At 56.5% G+C, this 18,324-nt stretch carries 14 protein-coding genes; 3 read left to right on the top strand and 11 right to left on the bottom strand.

Annotated features, from left to right (window positions below; translation table 11 throughout):
- Positions 1–69: 69 nt before the first annotated feature.
- The 6 genes from glgP to asd all read right to left on the bottom strand — a co-directional run bounded on the left by glgP (position 70) and on the right by asd (position 10,781).
- Positions 70–2,517: a glycogen phosphorylase gene (gene glgP / locus PUZ33_RS08925; protein WP_013099108.1), complete on the bottom strand. Its 2,448-nt coding sequence runs from the start codon at positions 2,515–2,517 to the stop codon at positions 70–72.
- An 18-nt stretch (positions 2,518–2,535) separates the two neighbouring features.
- The gene (gene glgA / locus PUZ33_RS08920; RefSeq protein ID WP_013099109.1) at positions 2,536–3,969 is read right to left on the bottom strand and encodes a glycogen synthase GlgA; all 1,434 of its coding nucleotides are present in this window, start codon (positions 3,967–3,969) and stop codon (positions 2,536–2,538) included.
- Positions 3,969–5,264, bottom strand: a complete 1,296-nt coding sequence (gene glgC, locus PUZ33_RS08915) for a glucose-1-phosphate adenylyltransferase (protein ID WP_013099110.1) — start codon at positions 5,262–5,264, stop codon at positions 3,969–3,971. The genes glgA and glgC overlap by 1 nt, the downstream gene beginning before the upstream one ends.
- Complete coding sequence (gene glgX / locus PUZ33_RS08910) at positions 5,257–7,254, bottom strand: glycogen debranching protein GlgX (RefSeq protein ID WP_058680287.1); 1,998 nt, start codon at positions 7,252–7,254, stop codon at positions 5,257–5,259. The genes glgC and glgX overlap by 8 nt, the downstream gene beginning before the upstream one ends.
- Positions 7,251–9,437: a 1,4-alpha-glucan branching enzyme gene (gene glgB, locus PUZ33_RS08905; RefSeq protein ID WP_023621440.1), complete on the bottom strand. Its 2,187-nt coding sequence runs from the start codon at positions 9,435–9,437 to the stop codon at positions 7,251–7,253. Before glgB ends, glgX begins: the two co-directional genes overlap by 4 nt.
- Before the next feature lie 240 nt (positions 9,438–9,677).
- Positions 9,678–10,781 carry an aspartate-semialdehyde dehydrogenase gene (gene asd, locus PUZ33_RS08900; RefSeq protein WP_013099113.1) on the bottom strand — a complete coding sequence of 368 codons (1,104 nt, stop codon included), beginning with the start codon at positions 10,779–10,781 and terminating at the stop codon, positions 9,678–9,680.
- Positions 10,782–10,958: 177 nt separating this feature from the next.
- Between asd and yhgN the strand changes: the two genes are divergently transcribed.
- Both yhgN and PUZ33_RS08890 read left to right on the top strand, forming a co-directional pair.
- Complete coding sequence (gene yhgN, locus PUZ33_RS08895) at positions 10,959–11,552, top strand: NAAT family transporter YhgN (protein ID WP_003861574.1); 594 nt, start codon at positions 10,959–10,961, stop codon at positions 11,550–11,552.
- A gap of 407 nt (positions 11,553–11,959) precedes the next feature.
- Positions 11,960–12,406: a hypothetical protein gene (locus PUZ33_RS08890; RefSeq protein ID WP_058680286.1), complete on the top strand. Its 447-nt coding sequence runs from the start codon at positions 11,960–11,962 to the stop codon at positions 12,404–12,406.
- A gap of 153 nt (positions 12,407–12,559) precedes the next feature.
- Here PUZ33_RS08890 and gntU read toward each other — a convergent pair whose 3' ends face one another.
- The 5 genes from gntU to PUZ33_RS08865 form a co-directional block, all read right to left on the bottom strand.
- On the bottom strand, positions 12,560–13,900 hold the full coding sequence (gene gntU / locus PUZ33_RS08885) for a gluconate transporter (RefSeq protein ID WP_014833577.1): 1,341 nt from the start codon (positions 13,898–13,900) through the stop codon (positions 12,560–12,562).
- A gap of 3 nt (positions 13,901–13,903) precedes the next feature.
- Positions 13,904–14,431 (bottom strand): gluconokinase, encoded by a 528-nt coding sequence (gene gntK / locus PUZ33_RS08880; RefSeq protein WP_252107630.1) that lies wholly within the window; start codon positions 14,429–14,431, stop codon positions 13,904–13,906.
- Between the two features lie 126 nt (positions 14,432–14,557).
- Positions 14,558–15,553, bottom strand: coding sequence for a gluconate operon transcriptional repressor GntR (gene gntR / locus PUZ33_RS08875; RefSeq protein ID WP_014833579.1), 996 nt, complete (start codon positions 15,551–15,553; stop codon positions 14,558–14,560).
- 101 nt (positions 15,554–15,654) lie between these two features.
- Positions 15,655–16,350 (bottom strand): pirin family protein, encoded by a 696-nt coding sequence (locus tag PUZ33_RS08870; protein WP_000639796.1) that lies wholly within the window; start codon positions 16,348–16,350, stop codon positions 15,655–15,657.
- A gap of 123 nt (positions 16,351–16,473) precedes the next feature.
- Positions 16,474–17,511, bottom strand: a complete 1,038-nt coding sequence (locus tag PUZ33_RS08865) for an oxidoreductase (protein ID WP_023621444.1) — start codon at positions 17,509–17,511, stop codon at positions 16,474–16,476.
- A 309-nt stretch (positions 17,512–17,820) separates the two neighbouring features.
- Here PUZ33_RS08865 and yhhY point away from each other — a divergent pair, with 309 nt between their 5' ends.
- Complete coding sequence (yhhY, locus tag PUZ33_RS08860) at positions 17,821–18,309, top strand: N-acetyltransferase (RefSeq protein WP_045900943.1); 489 nt, start codon at positions 17,821–17,823, stop codon at positions 18,307–18,309.
- The last annotated feature ends 15 nt before the right edge of the window (positions 18,310–18,324 follow it).

Below are 18,324 nucleotides of genomic sequence, written 5' to 3'. Positions count from 1 at the left end.
GCGGCTCCGCCTTACCCGGCCTACTCGATCCCGTAGGCCCGGTAAGCGCAGCGCCACCGGGCTTTGTTTTTACAACCGCACCGGATCAATATGCCAGATATTCTCGGCATACTCCTTAATGGTCCTGTCGGACGAGAAATACCCCATATTGGCGATGTTATGCATCGCGACGCAGGTCCACTTCTCCTGCTGACGATAAAGCTCGTCCACCCTGTCCTGACAATCCACGTAGCTGCGGTAATCCGCCAGCACCTGATAGTGATCGCCAAAGTTAATCAGCGAATCCACCAGGTCCCGATAGCGCCCTGGCTCGTCTGGGCTAAACACCCCGGTGGCGATTTGCGTCAGCACCTGACGTAGCTCCTCATCCTCTTCGTAATACTCACGCGGCGAGTAGCCTTTCTTGCGCAACGCCTCCACCTCTTCCGTGGTATTCCCGAAGATAAAGATATTTTCCGCCCCCACGTGCTCCAGCATTTCGACATTGGCCCCGTCCAGCGTGCCGATGGTCAGCGCGCCGTTAAGGGCAAACTTCATGTTACTGGTGCCGGACGCTTCCGTCCCGGCGGTGGAGATCTGCTCAGAGAGATCGGCCGCCGGAATAATCAGCTGCGCCAGGCTGACGCTGTAGTTAGGAACAAAGACCACCTTCAGCTTGTCGCCGATATCCGGATCGTTGTTGACCACCTTCGCCACATCATTGATGAGGTGAATGATGTGCTTCGCCATGTAGTAAGCGGACGCCGCCTTACCGGCAAAGATCTTTACACGCGGCACCCACTCCGCCGTCGGATCGGCCTTGATGCGGTTATAGTGGGTGATCACATGCAGCACGTTCATCAGCTGGCGCTTGTACTCATGAATACGCTTGATCTGTACGTCGAACAGCGCTTTCGGGTTCGCCACCACGTTCAGATGTAACGCCAGCCAGACTGACAGACGTTTCTTGTTCAGCAGCTTGGCTTCTCGTACGGCTTTGTTCACCGCCGGAAAATCAATGTGCTGTTCAAGCTCGCTCAGCTGGCTGAGATCGGTTCGCCAGGTGCGGCCAATGTGCTCATCCAGCACCTCAGAAAGCGGCTGGTTTGCCAGCGCCAGCCAGCGACGCGGCGTGACGCCATTGGTCACGTTGCAGAAACGCGTCGGGAAGATCTTCGCAAAGTCCGCAAACAGCGACTGCACCATCAGGTTCGAGTGCAGCTCTGAAACCCCGTTCACCTTGTGGCTGATCACCACCGCCAGCCAGGCCATGCGTACGCGACGACCGTTCGATTCATCAATGATAGAAGCGCGGCTCAGCAGGCCGGTATCGTTCGGATACTGCTCCTGCAGCGTCTTGAGGAAGTAGTCATTAATTTCAAAGATGATCTGCAGATGGCGCGGCAAAATTTTGCCGAGCATATCCACCGGCCAGGTTTCCAGCGCTTCGCTCATCAACGTGTGGTTAGTGTAAGAGAAGACCTGACAGGTCACCTCAAACGCATCGTCCCAGCTGAACTTATGCTCGTCGATAAGCAAACGCATCAGCTCCGGGATCGACAGCACCGGATGGGTATCGTTGAGGTGAATGGCGGTTTTTTCCGCCAGATTGGCGTAGGTCTTGTGCAGCTGATAGTGACGGCTGAGGATATCCTGAATCGTCGCGGAGACGAGGAAATACTCCTGACGCAGGCGCAGCTCGCGCCCGGAATAGGTCGAGTCGTCCGGGTAGAGCACGCGGGAGACGTTCTCGGAGTGGTTTTTATCTTCCACCGCCGCGAAGTAGTCGCCCTGGTTAAATTTACCCAGGTTAATCTCGCTACTGGCCTGCGCATTCCACAGACGCAGCGTATTGGTCGCATCGGTATCGTAGCCCGGGACAATCTGGTCATAGGCGACGGCAAGGATCTCTTCGGTTTCCACCCAGCGGGACTTTTTCCCTTCCTGCTGAATACGTCCGCCAAACCGCACCTTATAGCGCGTATTGTGACGTTTAAACTCCCACGGGTTACCGTATTCCAGCCAGTAGTCCGGGGACTCTTTCTGACGTCCGTCCACGATGTTCTGCTTGAACATCCCGTAGTCGTAGCGAATGCCGTAGCCACGCCCCGGCAGGGCCAGCGTCGCCAGCGAGTCGAGGAAGCAGGCGGCAAGTCGCCCCAGGCCACCGTTACCGAGCCCCGGGTCGTTCTCTTCGTCAATCAGCTCTTCCAGGTCCAGCCCCATCTCTTCCAGCGCGGTTTTAACGTCATCGTAAATACCGAGCGATAACAGCGCGTTAGAGAGGGTGCGGCCAATCAAAAATTCCATCGACAGGTAGTAAACCTGACGCGTTTCCTGCGATAGCTGGGCGCGGTTGGAGCGCAGCCAGCGTTCAACCATGCGGTCACGCACCGCAAACAGGGTGGCGTTGAGCCACTCGTGTTTGTTGGCGATGACCGGATCTTTCCCGATGGTAAACATCAGCTTATAGGCGATAGAGTGCTTCAACGCCTCAACGCTGAGCGTGGGGGAAGAGTAGCTAAAAGGAGCGTTCATATCAGTAACTTCGCCTCGTTACATCAAGCGTTGATAGAGATCGCGGTATGACTGCGCCGCAACGTGCCAGCTAAAGTCCATGGACATCGCCTGACGTTGAACGTAACGCCACAGCGACGGACGGGACCACAAGACGAAAGCACGCCGAATCGCCCGAAGCAGCGACCAGGCATTACTGTCCTCAAAGACAAACCCGCTGGCGATACCGTCCGCCAGGTTTTCCAGTGAGCTGTCAGATACCGTATCCGCCAGCCCGCCCGTGCGTCGCACCAGCGGCAGGGTGCCGTACTTCAGGCCGTAGAGCTGCGTCAGGCCGCAAGGTTCGAAACGGCTCGGCACCAGAATGACGTCCGCGCCGCCCATGATCCGGTGCGAGAACGCTTCGTGATAGCCAATCTGCACGCCCACCTGCCCCGGGTGTTCCGCCGCTGCCGCCAGGAAGCCTTCCTGCAATACCGGGTCGCCCGCGCCGAGCAGCGCCAGCTGTCCGCCCTGCTCCAGCAGACCCGGCAGGGCCTCCAGCACCAGGTCCAGCCCTTTCTGGCTGGTCAGACGGCTCACCACCGCAAACAGCGGCACTTTGTCGTTGACCTTCAGCCCCATCGCAATTTGTAACTGGCGTTTGTTTTCCGCTTTGTCTTCCACGGAATCACGGCCATAGCGGGCCGCGAGCAGCAGGTCGGTCTCCGGGTTCCAGATCTGTTCATCGACGCCGTTAAGGATCCCCGACAAACGCCCTTCACGATGGCGCTGACGGAGCAACCCTTCGAGGCCGTAGCCGAACTCCGGCTGCGTAATTTCACGGGCGTAGGTCGGGCTCACGGCCGTGATGTGGTCGGCATAGTAAAGCCCGGCCTTCAGGAACGAGATCTGCCCGTTAAACTCCAGCCCGTGCATGTTATAGAACGACCATGGCAGATCGATGTCATTCATGTGATGGGCGTAGTACATGCCCTGATACGCCAGGTTATGCACCGTAAAGACCGATTTCGCCGGATGGCCGCGCGCCGCCAGATATGCCGGAGCGAGCCCCGCGTGCCAGTCGTGTGCGTGCACAATGTCCGGGCGCCAGAACGGATCCAGCCCTACCGCCATTTCAGCCCCAACCCAGCCGAGCAGCGCAAAACGCAGCACGTTGTCGGTATAGGCAAACAGGTTCGTATCGTGATACGGGCTACCTGGTCGGTCATATAAGTGCGGCGCGTCAATCAGGTAGATGCCCACGCCATTGTAATGTCCATACAACAGGGTAATGCGTCCGGCGAAGGTGTCACGGCGCGTCACCACCTTTGCATCGGGAATGCCGCGCCGGATATCCGGGAAGGCAGGCAGCAGGACTCGGGTATCTACTCCGCCAGCGATTTGCGCCGCGGGTAATGCACCAAGAACATCCGCCAGGCCGCCCGTTTTTAACAACGGGAACATCTCAGAACATACGTGTAAAACCTGCATCATCGCTCCTGTTTGATCTGCAGCTTCCGCAACATTTCCCGTGTGACTAACACGATCCCCTCTTCAGAACGGTAGAAGCGACGTGCATCTTCTTCCGCGTTTTCACCAATCACCATTCCTTCAGGAATGACGCAGGCACGGTCGATCACGCAGCGACGCAGACGACACGAACGCCCGACCCAGACATCCGGCAGCAGCACCGCCGAATCGATATTACAGAATGAGTTTATACGCACGCGCGGGAACAGCACCGACTGCACCACCACCGAGCCGGAGATAATGCACCCGCCGGAGACCAGCGAGTTCAGCGTCATGCCGTGGCTGCCGGAGCGGTCCTGAACGAATTTCGCTGGCGGCAGGGATTCCATATGGGTACGGATCGGCCAGTTCTGGTCGTACATATCCAGCTCAGGCGTGACGGAGGCCAGATCGAGGTTGGCTTTCCAGTACGCTTCCAGGGTTCCCACATCGCGCCAGTAAGGTTCCGCATTCGGATCTGACTGCACGCAGGACAGCGGGAAAGGATGTGCATAGGCCATGCCAGCTTTGGTAATTTTCGGAATGATGTCTTTACCGAAGTCGTGGCTGGAGTGTTCGTCTTTGTCGTCTTCTTCCAGCAGCTCATAAAGGTAATCTGCATCAAAGACATAGATCCCCATGCTGGCGAGCGATTTGGTGTCATCTCCCGGCATGGTTGGTGGGTTGGCCGGTTTTTCAACGAAGTCGATAATTTTATCGTCCGCGTCCACGTGCATCACGCCAAACGCCGTCGCCTCGGCAACGGGCACCGGCAGACACGCCACGGTGCAGCGCGCCCCTTTCTCGACGTGGTCGATGAGCATGTGGGAGTAGTCTTGCTTGTAGATGTGGTCCCCGGCGAGGATCACAATGTACTCCGCGTTGTAGCGGCGAATGATATCGAGGTTCTGGGTCACCGCATCAGCGGTGCCGCGGTACCAGTTTTCACCGTGAACACGCTGCTGGGCAGGCAGGAGATCGACAAACTCATTCATCTCTTCGCTGAAGAATGACCAGCCGCGCTGAATATGCTGCACCAGGGTGTGCGACTGATACTGCGTAATGACGCCAATGCGGCGAATACCTGAGTTCAGGCAGTTGGACAGTGCAAAATCGATAATTCGGAACTTACCACCAAAGTGAACAGCCGGCTTGGCGCGCTTGATGGTCAAATCTTTAAGACGGGTTCCGCGCCCGCCAGCGAGGATCAGGGCAACCGTTTTTAAGGGGAGCTGGCGTGCCAACATTAAGGGATCGTTCTTCTCTAATCTAACCATGACTAACTCCTTTTTTATCATCTTGGAATACGCACACTCCGTGCGCAGGCCCGTGCCAGACAGCCATTACTACCGGATTATCCGCTCCGGCAAAGGGGGGAACGGCGCGCCATTCCCCGTCAGGTAAAACAATCTCAGCGACGTCATCCGTCGCGTTCAGCGTAACCAGCCAGCGATCCGAAAGCAGGATCTGCAGGCGCGGTACGCCGTGTTGCCACTCTTGCGCGCTTAACGGTTGCGCGTCTTTATTCAGCCAGCGAACGTTGCCGTCGCCCTCCTCCCACCAGCGGTTGACGGTGAGCGCGGGGATCTGCTGACGAAGGTGGATCAGCGCCGCGGTAAAGTGGATCAGGCCGCTGTTCGCTTCTCCCCAGTCGAGCCAGGTTAAGGTGTTGTCCTGGCAATAGGCGTTGTTGTTACCGTGCTGGCTGTGGCCATGTTCATCCCCTGCCAGCAGCATCGGCGTGCCCTGCGACAACAAAAGCGTCGTCAGCAGCGCATGCACGCTGGCGCGTCGCCGCTCAATAACATCCAGACTTCCGCCTAACCCTTCTATACCATGATTAAAGCTATGGTTATTGTTAGTGCCATCGCGATTCTCCTCGCCATTTGCCTCATTGTGTTTCTGATTGAAACAAACGCAGTCCCGGAGCGTAAAACCGTCATGCGCGGTCACCAGGTTGACGGTGGCAGACGGTCGTTTGCCATCACGTTTAAACAGATCGCTGGAAGCGGCAAAGCGTCCGGCGAACTCCCCCAGCGACAGGCTTCTCTCCAGCCAGAAGCGGCGTACGGCATCGCGATAGTGGTCGTTCCATTCGGCAAACAGCGGCGGGAAGTTCCCCACCTGGTAGCCGCCTTCACCAATGTCCCACGGCTCGGCAATCAGCTTCACCCGCGAGAGCACCGGGCAGTTTTTGATCGCCTCAAACAGCGGCGCCTGCTGGCTGAACCCCGGCGTGCGGCCCATCACCGGCGCCAGGTCAAAACGAAAACCGTCGACGTGGAACGTTTCCACCCAATATTTCAGGCATTCATACGCAAAATGCGTCACCGCCGGATGGCTGAGGTTGAGCGTGTTACCGCAACCGGTCCAGTTGTGGTAATCACCATCCTCTCTGATCCAATAATAGCTACGGTTATCAATTCCGCGCATGGAGAGCGTCGGACCGTCAAGATCGCTTTCCGCGCTGTGGTTCAGCACCACGTCCAGAATCACTTCGATACCGGCCGCATGAAGCGCTTTCACCGCATCACGAAACTCGTCCCGCGCCTTGTCCGGGTGGGCGGCGTAGCGGGGGTCGAGCGCAAACATCGCCAGCGGGTTGTAGCCCCAGTAGTTGCTCAGGCCCAGTCGCTGCAGGCGAGGCTCGCTGGCGAAATGGGCGATGGGCAACAACTCCAGCGCGGTGATCCCGAGATGTTTCAGATAGGCGATCATGGTCGGATGGCCGAGCGCCTTATAGGTGCCGCGCATCTCTTTGGGAATAGACGGATGGAGATAGGTCAGCCCTTTAACATGGGCCTCGTAAATCACGGTGTTGCCCCACGGCGTGCCCGGCGGGGCATCGTCTTCCCAGTCGTAGCGATCGCCCACCACCACACTTTTTGGGGCCACGTGGGCGCTGTCGCGGTGGTCGGGTTCCCCGTAGCCGACGTGGAACAGCGGGTCGTCTTTAAACTCGCCTTCCACGCGGTGGGCACACGGGTCAATCAGCAGCTTTGCCGGGTTAAACCAGTGCCCCTGAGCAGGCGCCCAGGGACCGTGAACGCGAAAACCGTAATGCATCCCTGGCCGCCCACCGGCCAGGTAACCGTGCCAGGTATCCCCGGTGCGCGCCGGTAAATCGTAACGATGTTCGTTACCTTCCCCATCAAACACACAGAGTTCGACCCGCTCCGCGTGAGCAGAAAAGAGGGTGAAATTCACACCCTTTCCGTCAAAGCTCGCCCCGAGCGGTTCGGGTTTACCTGCCGTAAGCTGCGTCATTCGCCCTCCCGCACCAGCCAGATGGTACCGAGCGGTGGCAGCGTCAGGCTCAGGGAGTTGGGGCGCCCGTGGCTTTCGATGGCATCGCTCTGGACCAGTCCGCCGTTACCGGCGTTACTGCCGTGGTAATGCATGGAATCGGTGTTGAGGATTTCGCGCCATTTACCGGCCTGATTAATGCCAAAGCGGTAATGATGACGTGGAACCGGCGTAAAGTTGCTGGCAACGATAATCTCGTTGCCCGCTTTATCCCGGCGCACAAAGACAAATACCGAGCGCTCATGGTCGTCCACCACCAGCCACTCAAAACCGTACGGATCGAAGTCAAGCTCGTGCAGTGCTTTATGGTGGCGGTAGGTCAGGTTCAGATCGCGGACCAGCCGCTGCACGCCGTGGTGCCAGTTGTCAGCGCCCTCCAGCAGATGCCAGTCGAGGCTGGTATCGTGGTTCCACTCGCGCCCCTGGGCGAACTCGTTGCCCATAAACAGCAGTTTTTTGCCCGGGAAGGCGAACATCCAGCCGTAGTAGGCGCGCAGGTTGGCAAACTTCTGCCACGCGTCGCCCGGCATGCGGTCGAGAATGGATTTTTTACCGTGCACCACTTCATCGTGCGACAGCGGCAGCATGAAGTTTTCGGTGTAGTTGTAGAGCAGCCCGAAGGTAAGCTTATCGTGATGATACTGACGATAAACCGGGTCGAGCTTCATGTAATCGAGCGTGTCGTGCATCCAGCCCAGGTTCCACTTGTACCAGAAGCCCAGGCCACCCATTGACGGCGGACGGGAAACGCCCGGGAAGTCGGTGGACTCTTCCGCCATCGTCACCGCGCCCTCGACCTGCTCGCCAATAATGCGGTTGGTGTTGCGCAGAAACTCAATCGCTTCCAGGTTCTCGCGACCGCCATACTCGTTCGGGATCCACTCGCCCTCTTTGCGGCTATAGTCGCGATAGATCATCGACGCCACCGCATCCACGCGCAGGGCATCAATGCCGAAACGCTCGATCCAGTAAAGCGCGTTCCCGACCAGGTAGTTCGCGACTTCACGACGACCGTAGTTGTAGATCAGCGTATTCCAGTCCTGGTGATAGCCTTCGCGCGGGTCGCTGTGCTCGTACAGTTTTGTGCCGTCGAACTCGGCCAGCGCAAAATCATCCGACGGGAAGTGGCCCGGCACCCAGTCAAGAATGACGTTCAGCCCGGCGGCGTGTGCGGCATCAACGAAATAGCGGAAGTCGTCGCGCGTGCCAAAGCGGCGCGTCGGTGCGTATAACCCGGTGGGCTGATAGCCCCAGCTTCCGTCGAACGGGTGCTCGTTAACCGGCAGCAGCTCCAGATGGGTAAAGCCCATCCATTTGGCGTACGGTACCAGCTGGTCAGCCAGCTCACGATAGCTCAGCCAGAAATTGTCATCGGTGTGGCGACGCCAGGAGCCGAGATGCACCTCATAAACGGAGATTGGCGCGTCGAAGCGGTTAGCCTGCTTGCGCTCTTCCGTCTGGACCACCTTCTCCGGCAGGCCGCAAATAAGCGAGGCAGTATTCGGGCGCAGCTCCGCTTCAAAGGCGTACGGGTCAGCTTTAATGCGCAGCTTGCCGTTGGCATCGATCATCTCAAATTTATAGAGCTGACCGTTATGCGCGCCGGGGATGAACAGCTCCCAGATGCCAGTTTCCCGACGCAGACGCATGGGGTGACGACGACCGTCCCAGTAGTTGAACTGCCCGACGACGGAGACGCGCTGGGCGTTTGGCGCCCACACGGCAAACCGCGTGCCGGTAATACCATCCATGGTATCCGCATGGGCACCCAGCGTTTCATAAGGCCGCAGATGGGTGCCTTCGGACAGCAGCCAGGCATCCATCTCTTTTAAGAGCGGGCCAAAGCTATAGGGATCGTCAATCAGGTTTTGCTGACCGTGCCAGATGACGGCAAGCTGATAACGAAAGGGGTTTTTACGACGGGGCATGACGCCCGAGAAGAAGCCACGTGAGTCGAGGCATTCCAGATTACCCACCTTGCGGCCGGTTTTGGGTTCGATGACCCACACTTCTGTGGCATCCGGTAACAGCGCGCGAACTTCCAGCCCGGCCTCTGTACGGTGCATCCCTAGCACAGAAAAGGGGTCGGCAAAATGACCCGCAATAAGCGCATTAATCACGTCTCTCGAAATACGATCGGACATGGTATTCATCCTGTTTTTTTATGTCGCCCTTTTTATTCGCTCCGGGACGACTTTTAATGTGACCTAAACGGTGCAGCTCATCCTCTCTGCTCCGTCCTACCCTCAGGTGAGAAATAAATCTTCCTTAAAGCATAGCCAACGACGAGGTTCCTCCTGATAAAAAATAAGACATCTGCGTTTTACTCCATGTAGTACGCAAAAAAAGGGGGGTGAAAATCACCCCCGGTAGTTAACAAATTATTACGCCAGCTGGCGCAGCATGCGGCGCAGCGGCTCTGCGGCACCCCACAGCAGCTGGTCACCCACGGTGAACGCGGAGAGGTACTCTGGCCCCATGTTCAGCTTACGCAGACGGCCAACCGGCGTGGTCAGCGTGCCGGTAACGGCCGCAGGCGTCAGTTCGCGCATGGTGATATCGCGATCGTTTGGCACCACTTTCGCCCACGGGTTGTGTGCGGCGAGCAGCTCTTCCACGGTCGGAATAGACACATCTTTTTTCAGTTTAATGGTGAAGGCCTGGCTGTGGCAGCGCAGCGCGCCGATACGCACGCACAGACCGTCAACCGGAATGGTGTTCGCGGTATTGAGGATTTTGTTGGTCTCCGCCTGACCCTTCCACTCTTCACGGGTCTGGCCGTTATCCAGCTGTTTGTCGATCCACGGGATCAGGCCACCGGCCAGCGGTACGCCAAAGTTATCGACCGGCAGTTCGCCGCTGCGGGTCAGCTCGGTGACTTTACGCTCGATATCGAGGATCGCGGACGCCGGATTTGCCAGCTCGGTCGCAACGCTCTGGTGCAGCTGGCCCATCTGGGTCAGCAGTTCACGCATGTGACGCGCACCGCCGCCGGATGCGGCCTGGTAGGTCGCCACGGAGACCCACTCCACCAGGTCCTGCGCGAACAGGCCACCGAGGGACATCAGCATCAGGCTGACGGTGCAGTTACCGCCGACAAAGGTTTTCACGCCGTTGTTCAGGCCGTCGGTGATCACGCCCTGGTTCACCGGGTCGAGGATGATGATGGCATCGTCTTTCATACGCAGCGAAGAGGCCGCGTCAATCCAGTAGCCCTGCCAGCCGCTTTCACGCAGCTTTGGATAGATTTCGTTGGTATAATCGCCGCCCTGGCAGGTCACAATAATGTCGAGTGCCTTCAGCGCTTCCAGATCGTAAGCATCCTGCAACGTCCCTGTGGTACCACCAAAGGACGGTGCAGCCTGGCCGAGCTGGGAAGTGGAGAAGAAGACCGGGCGGATAGCGTCGAAATCGCGCTCTTCAACCATGCGTTGCATGAGTACAGAGCCGACCATACCGCGCCAGCCGATAAAACCAACGTTTTTCATAGCATTTGTTTCCTGCAGAGGGTGTGTGCTGTTTGTGCAAGCCAGTATTGAACTGGGATATGCTTCACATTACAAAATGCTGCCAAAGTCGCAAGCGAAATTAATCGATGATTGCCCGGCAATCAGAAAAAGAGCTAATCATCCTAATAACCATAGAGAAATTCAGGGCTAATTTACATGAGTGAAATCATTTCTGCGGCGGTTTTATTGATCCTGATAATGGATCCACTGGGAAACCTGCCGATTTTCATGTCGGTGCTGAAGCACACCGAACCCAAGCGCCGCCGGGCGATCATGATCCGCGAGCTGCTCATCGCCCTGCTGGTGATGTTTATCTTCCTGTTTGCTGGCGAAAAAATTCTCGCTTTCCTGAATCTGCGTGCCGAAACGGTCTCCATTTCCGGCGGAATTATTCTGTTCCTGATTGCCATTAAGATGATTTTCCCGAGCGCGGAAGGCAGCAGCAGCGGCCTGCCTGCGGGTGAAGAGCCGTTTATCGTACCGCTGGCGATCCCGCTGGTCGCCGGGCCGACCATTCTGGCCACATTGATGCTACTGTCGCATCAGTATCCCAACCAGATGAGCCATCTGGTGATTGCTTTGCTGATTGCCTGGGGCGGAACGTTCATCATTCTGCTGCAATCGTCGCTGTTCCTGCGCCTGCTGGGCGAGAAAGGGGTCAATGCGCTGGAACGCTTGATGGGGCTGATTCTGGTGATGATGGCGACGCAGATGTTCCTGGACGGGATACGTGCGTGGATGAAGGGATAGCAAGGTAAATGCAAAACGGCAATCCTTGATTGCCGTTTTTAGTGTTTGCTCCCTCTCCCCGTGGGAGAGGGCCGGGGTGAGGGCAACAGGCCGCACTCCTCAAAAATAATATTTCGTTTTGCGAGCCGCCTTCCAGAGCCTCTCTTGCCACCCCGCCCCCCCACGCAGTATCTTCTTGCCGCGCCTGCAAAATCAGGCGTCGGGATTAGCCTCCTGAACTTCCTCATCAGCGACACGAGTGTTATCGTGTCGCGCGCTTAGCTACACTCCAATGGTGGGCCAGGCGGGGGCGTCGCAAGACGCGCCGGTAGCTGATGAGGCCGGTAAGGCTAACCCTGTCTGGTTCCACCACCCGTGAGATTAGCCTCTCCAGTGGTGGATATACATTACGCATCAGAGGCGGTCTTATGACTACTACCCTTAGCTTTTCTCACTCCTTATTCACCACACCGTTCGATCACACCACCGACTTCACCGAGCAGGCAGACAACTGCGCGCGGTTTGTCGACGTGCTGGTTGAATGTGACGATCCAACCCAGAAGATGGCGCTGTGTGGACGACTTTCCGCCTGCCTCACCCTGCTTCAGCCCACGCTGCTTGAACCTGTGCCAGAATATTTAAAAGCCAGCCTGACGGTGGATGACCTGCCGTTGGACGTGCCGGTCTTCAAGCCGGAAGTTGATCAGTTAGGGCGATATTGCCAGCTGTTAACGCAAATGCTGTTAGCGCATTCGCTGTCAGAAAGCGATGAGAGAGTGGCGGGAGATCTGCTGCAGGAGTTGGTGCGATTTTACAGCGATACGCTAAAAGCGCCGCGCTGGCTGCGCACAACGGAAGGCACAGTGCTGCTGTAAAAAAGCCGGGTGGCGCTTGCGCTTACCCGGCCTACGGGAACTGAGTTTTTTGTAGGTCGGGTAAGGCGAAGCCGCCACCCGACAAAATAAGATCTCTGCGGCCTGATGCCCTCACCCCAACCCTCTCCCACAGGGAGAGGGAGAAAACCGGGGTTAGCTCAGCAGCGTAAACGCAATCATCCCGACAATCGCACCCGTAGTGCCGAGGATAGTTTCCATCAGCGTCCAGGTTTTCAGGGTTTGCGCTTCGGTCGCACCGGTAAATTTACCGAACAGCCAGAAGCCCGCATCGTTCACGTGCGACACCACAATCGAACCACCCGCGATACAGATAGACAGCGCCGCCATCTGCGCACCGGAATAGTTCAGCTGTTCAATCACCGGCATCACCAGGCCAACAGCCGTTAAACAGGCAACGGTCGCGGAGCCCTGAATGATACGCACCGCCGCCGCCAGCACAAAGCAGGTGACCGCGATGGGCAGTCCCATTCCGGTCAGCGCTTCACCCAGCGCCGGACCGACGCCTGAATCCACCAGCACCTGCTTGAACACGCCACCCGCACCGATCACCAGCAGGATAATGCCCGCTGGCTGCAGCGCAGCACCGCAGATTTCCATCACGCGGTCTTTCGGCATCCCCTGACGCATCGCCAGGCCATAAATCGCCACCAGACACGCCACCAGAATTGCCGTGAACGGGTGACCGATAAATTCGAACCATTCGTACGCGGTAGAGCCCACCGGTACAAAGCGCGCGGCAATGGTTTTCAAACCCACCAGCACCAGCGGCAGCAGGATCAGAGACAGGCTGAAGCCGAAGGACGGCATTTTACCTTCGCCCAGGTGCGGCTCGGTAATATCATCAGGAATATGCAGTTCAACGTAGCGGCTGATGAAGTTGCCCCACAGCGGACCGGCGATAATCATTCCCGGGATTGCCGCGCACAGGCCAATCAGGATCATCCAGCCAAAGTCGGCGTGCATCTGGGAAGCCAGCAGCATCGGCGCAGGCCCCGGCAGCAGAAACGCCGCCGCCGCGGCCACGCCCGCAAACAGCGGAATAACCAGCTTCACAAGGTTAGTACCGGTATGGCGCGCCATGGAGAACGCCACGCTAATCAGCAGCACCACGGCCACTTCAAAGAACAACGGCAGCGCGCAGATCAGACCGGCCAGGCCAATTGCATAGTGTGCACGACTGTGACCAAACGATTTCAGCATCTTGACGGCAATCTGGTCGACCGCGCCCGTCTCATGCAGGATCTTGCCAAACATCGCGCCCAGCGCGACCACAATAGCCAGGAAGCCCAGTGTGCCCCCCATCCCTTTTTCCATCGTCGCAGCGATCTTGTCGAGCGGCATACCGGAAAAGAGACCTGCACCAATAGAAACCACCATCAAAGCAACAAAAGCATGCATACGCGCTTTCATCACTAAAAACAGCAGCAGCAATACCGAACCCACTGCTGTCAAAACTAGCGTTAATGTACTCAAAACTTACTGCCTTTTATTAATGACCTCGATGGTGCTGGCAACAACACCCTCCAGTGACTGATCGATATCAACCACTAAGACGTCTTTTTCATCTTCACCCGGCTCCTGCAGCGCTTCGAACTGTGTGACCAGCATCTGGGTTTTGAAGAAGTGGCCTTTGCGCGCCTTGAGACGGCTTTCGATGACGTCGAAATCGCCTTTCAGGTAGATGAAAGAGAGGTTCGGGTTGCCGTCACGCAGCAGATCGCGGTAGGTTTTTTTCAGCGCAGAGCAGACGATCAGGGAAACTTTATTGGTGCGCTGCATGGCAAACGCGGCATCGTTCAGCGCCTGTAACCACGGTTTACGGTCGTCGTCGTTCAGCGGCTCGCCGGAGGCCATCTTCATGATGTTGCTGCGCGGATGGAGGAAGTCGCCATCAAGAAACGCCGCATTAAGTTTATGCGCCACTTCGCTTGCCACGGCAGATTTACCGCTACCGGAAACGCCCATCAGGACGTAAACGTGGTGATCATGATTAGTCGTGCTCAAAGGGTGTCCCTCAGTCAATTGTTACGGGTAACAGTTATCGGTAACATTGTCCTGCCGGGGCAAAAGAGAAGCAATATCCAAACGTGCGCGATGTGAATAAGTGTGAGCTACTTCAAATTTGTCGGATTAAATAGATCCACCCGGTGACAAGGTGAAACCTAAATCTAACATTTTTGGCGTAACCGCTTCACCGCGAATGCGCGCCAGCAGGCGTTCTGCGCCAATGCGACCCATGCGTTCACGCGGTGTCAGGACGCTCGCCAGACGCGGCTCCATCACCTGGCCGATGTCATGGCCGTGGAAACCGGCTATCGCCATATCATCGGGGATCTTCAGCCCCAGACGCTGGCATTCGAACGCTGCACCGACCGCAAGGTCATCGTTGGTACAGAAAATACCGTCCAGTTGTGGATACTCGCGCCGTGCCTGCCGCATCAGCTCAATACCCGACGTATAGGAAGAGGACTGCTCCACCATCACGCTGTACGGGGTTAAATTTGCGTCAAGCATCGCCTGCTCGTATCCCTTCTGTTTGATGATAGTACGTTCATCAAGACGCGCACCCAGGTAGGCGATATGACGATGACCACGCGCGATGATCGCCGCCGTCATCTGCCGCGCCGCTTCGAAGTTGTCAAAACCCACGGCAATATCAAGGCACGGCGACTGGCTGTCCATCAGTTCCACCACCGGGATCCCGGCCACTTCGATCATCTTCAGCGTACGGGGGGTGTGAGTACGTTCAGTTAAAATCAGGCCATCGATGTTCCAGGAAAGCATCGATTCAAGACGTTCTTCTTCCAGTTCCGGTTTGTAGCCGTAGTGTGCCAGCATGGTCTGGTAACCAAACGCATCCGTGACGCTTTCAATACCGCGCAACACTTCGGCAAAGACCTGGTTGGTTAAAGAAGGCAGGAGGACGCCCACCGCACGACTGGTGGCATTGGAGAGAATATCGGGTGCGCGGTTAGGGATATAACCCAGTTCATCGAGAGCAGCGGCAATCTTGCCACGCAACGCTACGGAAACCTGTTCCGGGTTACGTAAAAAACGGCTGACCGTCATTTTGGTCACACCAACACGATCGGCGACATCCTGAAGTACGGGGCGTTTCTTTTTCATCGTCCTGAGAAATCTTGAAGAGAGAGATTTGCTCAGTTTATCACGGACAAAGCCCATCCTTCCCCTGTCAAAGGGAAGGATGGGCATTTATTTATGATTTATTACACCGGTGGCAGATCAAACAGCAGAATTTCACTTTCGCTGTCGGCATGCACGGAGAGCGCTTGCTCATCCCAGATGGCCAGACCATCTGCCGTTGTCGCTTTGGTGCCGTTGATGGACACTTCACCTTTCACCACCTGGATCCAGACGCGGCGGTTCGCGGCGATCTGGTGTACAGACTGTTCGTCTTTCGCCAGCGCCCAGCGGTACAGTTCCATATCCTGATGCACTTTCAGCGAACCTTCACGCGCATCCGGGGAGAGCACCAGCTGTTTGCCCTGTTTGGCGTCGAAGCGGCGCTGCTCGTAGCGCGGCGTGATGCCGGTTTCTTCTGGAATGATCCAGATTTGATACAGGTGCAGTTTTTCCGTTTTGCTCGGGTTGTACTCCGAGTGACGAACACCGGTACCCGCACTCATGATCTGGAACTCGCCCGCCGGAACCTGCTCTTTGTTGCCCATGCTGTCCTGGTGCTCAACCGCCCCTTCCAGCACATAGGTCAGGATTTCCATGTCTTTATGCGGGTGGGTACCGAAGCCCTGGCCTGCATCAATCACGTCATCGTTAATCACGCGCAGTGCAGAGAAGCCCATGAAGTTCGGGTCGTAGTAGTCGGCAAACGAGAATGAATGCCATGAGTCCAGCCAGCCATGATTCGCGTGACCACGTTCGTTTGCTTTGCGTAAGTAGATCATTGTTTTCACCCTCAGTTCGTTTCGATGAAGTAAGTGTGGACGCAAACCGCCTGGGATCATAGAGGGTGAAAATTGACTCCTCTGTTCAAAAATTATGAACAAGTGCAGAGGAGCCATTTTTGCTTATTTCGCAAGGGTTACCGTGGCAGGAGAAGCCTGTTCGAAGGCCCGTTCGAGGATTTCGAGGTTGGTCAGAACGTCAGATTCCTTGACGTAATTCGCCACGCCGCGGGTCAGGGTTGCATGCAGCGCGTCGTAGACGCGACCATAGTCGCCGGTTTCAGGCGTCAGCTCTTCTCTGACCGTCACACCTTCTGCGTTCACATACTCCAGTACGCCAACCGAATCATCCGCCGCAAAGCCCGGTTCACCCGGCATGATATTGGCCTTCAGGCTGGTCTCCTGCTGATCGATACCGTACTTGATAAACGAACCTTTCGTGCCGTGAACGATAAATTTCGGGTAGTCGATTTTCACCAGATGGCTGGTTTTAACGATGGCTTTCAGGTCGCCGTAGAACAGCTGCGCTTCAAAAGTATCGTCCGGGTTGGCTTTATTACGCAGGCTGCGAATGTCATACGCCACGTGGTCCGGGCGGCCAAACAGGGAGATGATTTGGTCCATGGTATGGACGCCAAGACCGTAGAAGGAACCGTCCTGCGGCAGGCCGGGTTTGGTCTCCGCCACCGGGCGGTAATAGTCAAAATGGCTTTCCATTTCGACGATGTCGCCAAGCTTGCCGCTCTCAATCGCCTTTTTCGCCGTCAGGAAGCAGCTGTCGAAGCGACGGTTCTGATACGGCGTGACGGTCAGCCCTTTGCTTTTCGCCAGTGCGAAGAGGGTTTTCGCTTCAGCGATGGTCGGGGTGAAGGGTTTTTCTACCAGCACGTTTTTACCCGCCTCGAGCGCGCGTTTCGCATAGTCGAAATGGCTGTCGGCATGGGTACAGACGATGACCAGTTTAACCTGCGGGTCGCCCAGTACTTCATTGAGATCGCTGGTGAAATGAATATGGGAATACTGCGGGGACTGCTCTTCCGGCTTCGCGCTACGGCGGTAGATATGCGCCACATGCCAGCTGTCTTTACGGTTGAGAACATACGGAAGGTGATAGCGGGTCGTACTTTTACCAAATCCAATAAATGCGCAATGTAAGGTCATAGCTCAGTCCTTTTGGAAGGTTACTGGGTTTTACCATAGCGCATGTTTTGCCCTCACCCCAGCACTCTCCCACGGGGAGAGGGTGAAAACGGGCAAAAAAAAGCCAGCTAAAGGCTGGCTAAAGTAATACTGGAAGCAATGTGAGCAATGTCGTGCTTTCAGGTTCCCGTAGTGGTCTTCCTGAATGCAGAGCAATAATAATCATTCTCATTCGCACTTGTCCAATACTTTTTGCAAAAAATAGCGGTTGACTCAAATTTCAAAGTCACTGATGTTGGAAAGGATGTTTAACTGACTGAGGAATAAGGAATGAGTGAGATAGTGATACGCCATGCGGAACCGGGAGATGCCGAAGCCTTACGCCAGAACTACATGCATCCAGGGGTGTATCACGACACGCTACAGCTACCTCATCCTTCCCTTGAGTACTGGCAAGAACGTCTTATTGTAAAACCCGGGCAAAGACGGCTGGTCGCCTGCATTGATGAGCAAATCGTTGGCGATCTGATGCTTCAGGTGGAAACCAGCCCGCGACGCAGCCATGTGGCCACGTTCGGTATCAGCGTTGCGGCGCACGCTCAAGGGCGCGGCGTCGGGAGCGTGCTCATGCGCGAGATGATCAACCTGTGCGATAACTGGCTGCGCATCGAACGTATCGAGTTAACGGTTTTTGCCGATAACCCTTCCGCACTGGCGCTGTACCGGAAGTTTGGCTTTGAAATCGAAGGCACCGGCAGAAAATTCGCCCTGCGCAACGGCGAGTATGTGGATGCGTATTATATGGCGCGAATGAAGTAGTTTGTTGCCCTCGCC

Source organism: Enterobacter cloacae complex sp. 2022EL-00981, from assembly GCF_028737495.1.
Lineage (GTDB): Bacteria > Pseudomonadota > Gammaproteobacteria > Enterobacterales > Enterobacteriaceae > Enterobacter > Enterobacter cloacae.
Note: the sequence above shows the minus strand (reverse complement) of the source record. Positions and strands in the feature narration are given on the sequence as shown.

What these genes read in the sequence shown, in the direction of transcription:
- glgX (WP_058680287.1), bottom strand. Translation starts at nt 7,254, where the DNA reads ATGACGCAGCTTACGGCAGGTAAACCCGAACCGCTCGGGGCGAGCTTT.
- glgC (WP_013099110.1), bottom strand. Translation starts at nt 5,264, where the DNA reads ATGGTTAGATTAGAGAAGAACGATCCCTTAATGTTGGCACGCCAGCTC.
- PUZ33_RS08870 (WP_000639796.1), bottom strand. Translation starts at nt 16,350, where the DNA reads ATGATCTACTTACGCAAAGCAAACGAACGTGGTCACGCGAATCATGGC.
- glgB (WP_023621440.1), bottom strand. Translation starts at nt 9,437, where the DNA reads ATGTCCGATCGTATTTCGAGAGACGTGATTAATGCGCTTATTGCGGGT.
- yhhY (WP_045900943.1), top strand. Translation starts at nt 17,821, where the DNA reads ATGAGTGAGATAGTGATACGCCATGCGGAACCGGGAGATGCCGAAGCC.
- glgP (WP_013099108.1), bottom strand. Translation starts at nt 2,517, where the DNA reads ATGAACGCTCCTTTTAGCTACTCTTCCCCCACGCTCAGCGTTGAGGCG.
- glgA (WP_013099109.1), bottom strand. Translation starts at nt 3,969, where the DNA reads ATGCAGGTTTTACACGTATGTTCTGAGATGTTCCCGTTGTTAAAAACG.
- gntR (WP_014833579.1), bottom strand. Translation starts at nt 15,553, where the DNA reads ATGAAAAAGAAACGCCCCGTACTTCAGGATGTCGCCGATCGTGTTGGT.
- asd (WP_013099113.1), bottom strand. Translation starts at nt 10,781, where the DNA reads ATGAAAAACGTTGGTTTTATCGGCTGGCGCGGTATGGTCGGCTCTGTA.
- PUZ33_RS08890 (WP_058680286.1), top strand. Translation starts at nt 11,960, where the DNA reads ATGACTACTACCCTTAGCTTTTCTCACTCCTTATTCACCACACCGTTC.
- PUZ33_RS08865 (WP_023621444.1), bottom strand. Translation starts at nt 17,511, where the DNA reads ATGACCTTACATTGCGCATTTATTGGATTTGGTAAAAGTACGACCCGC.
- yhgN (WP_003861574.1), top strand. Translation starts at nt 10,959, where the DNA reads ATGAGTGAAATCATTTCTGCGGCGGTTTTATTGATCCTGATAATGGAT.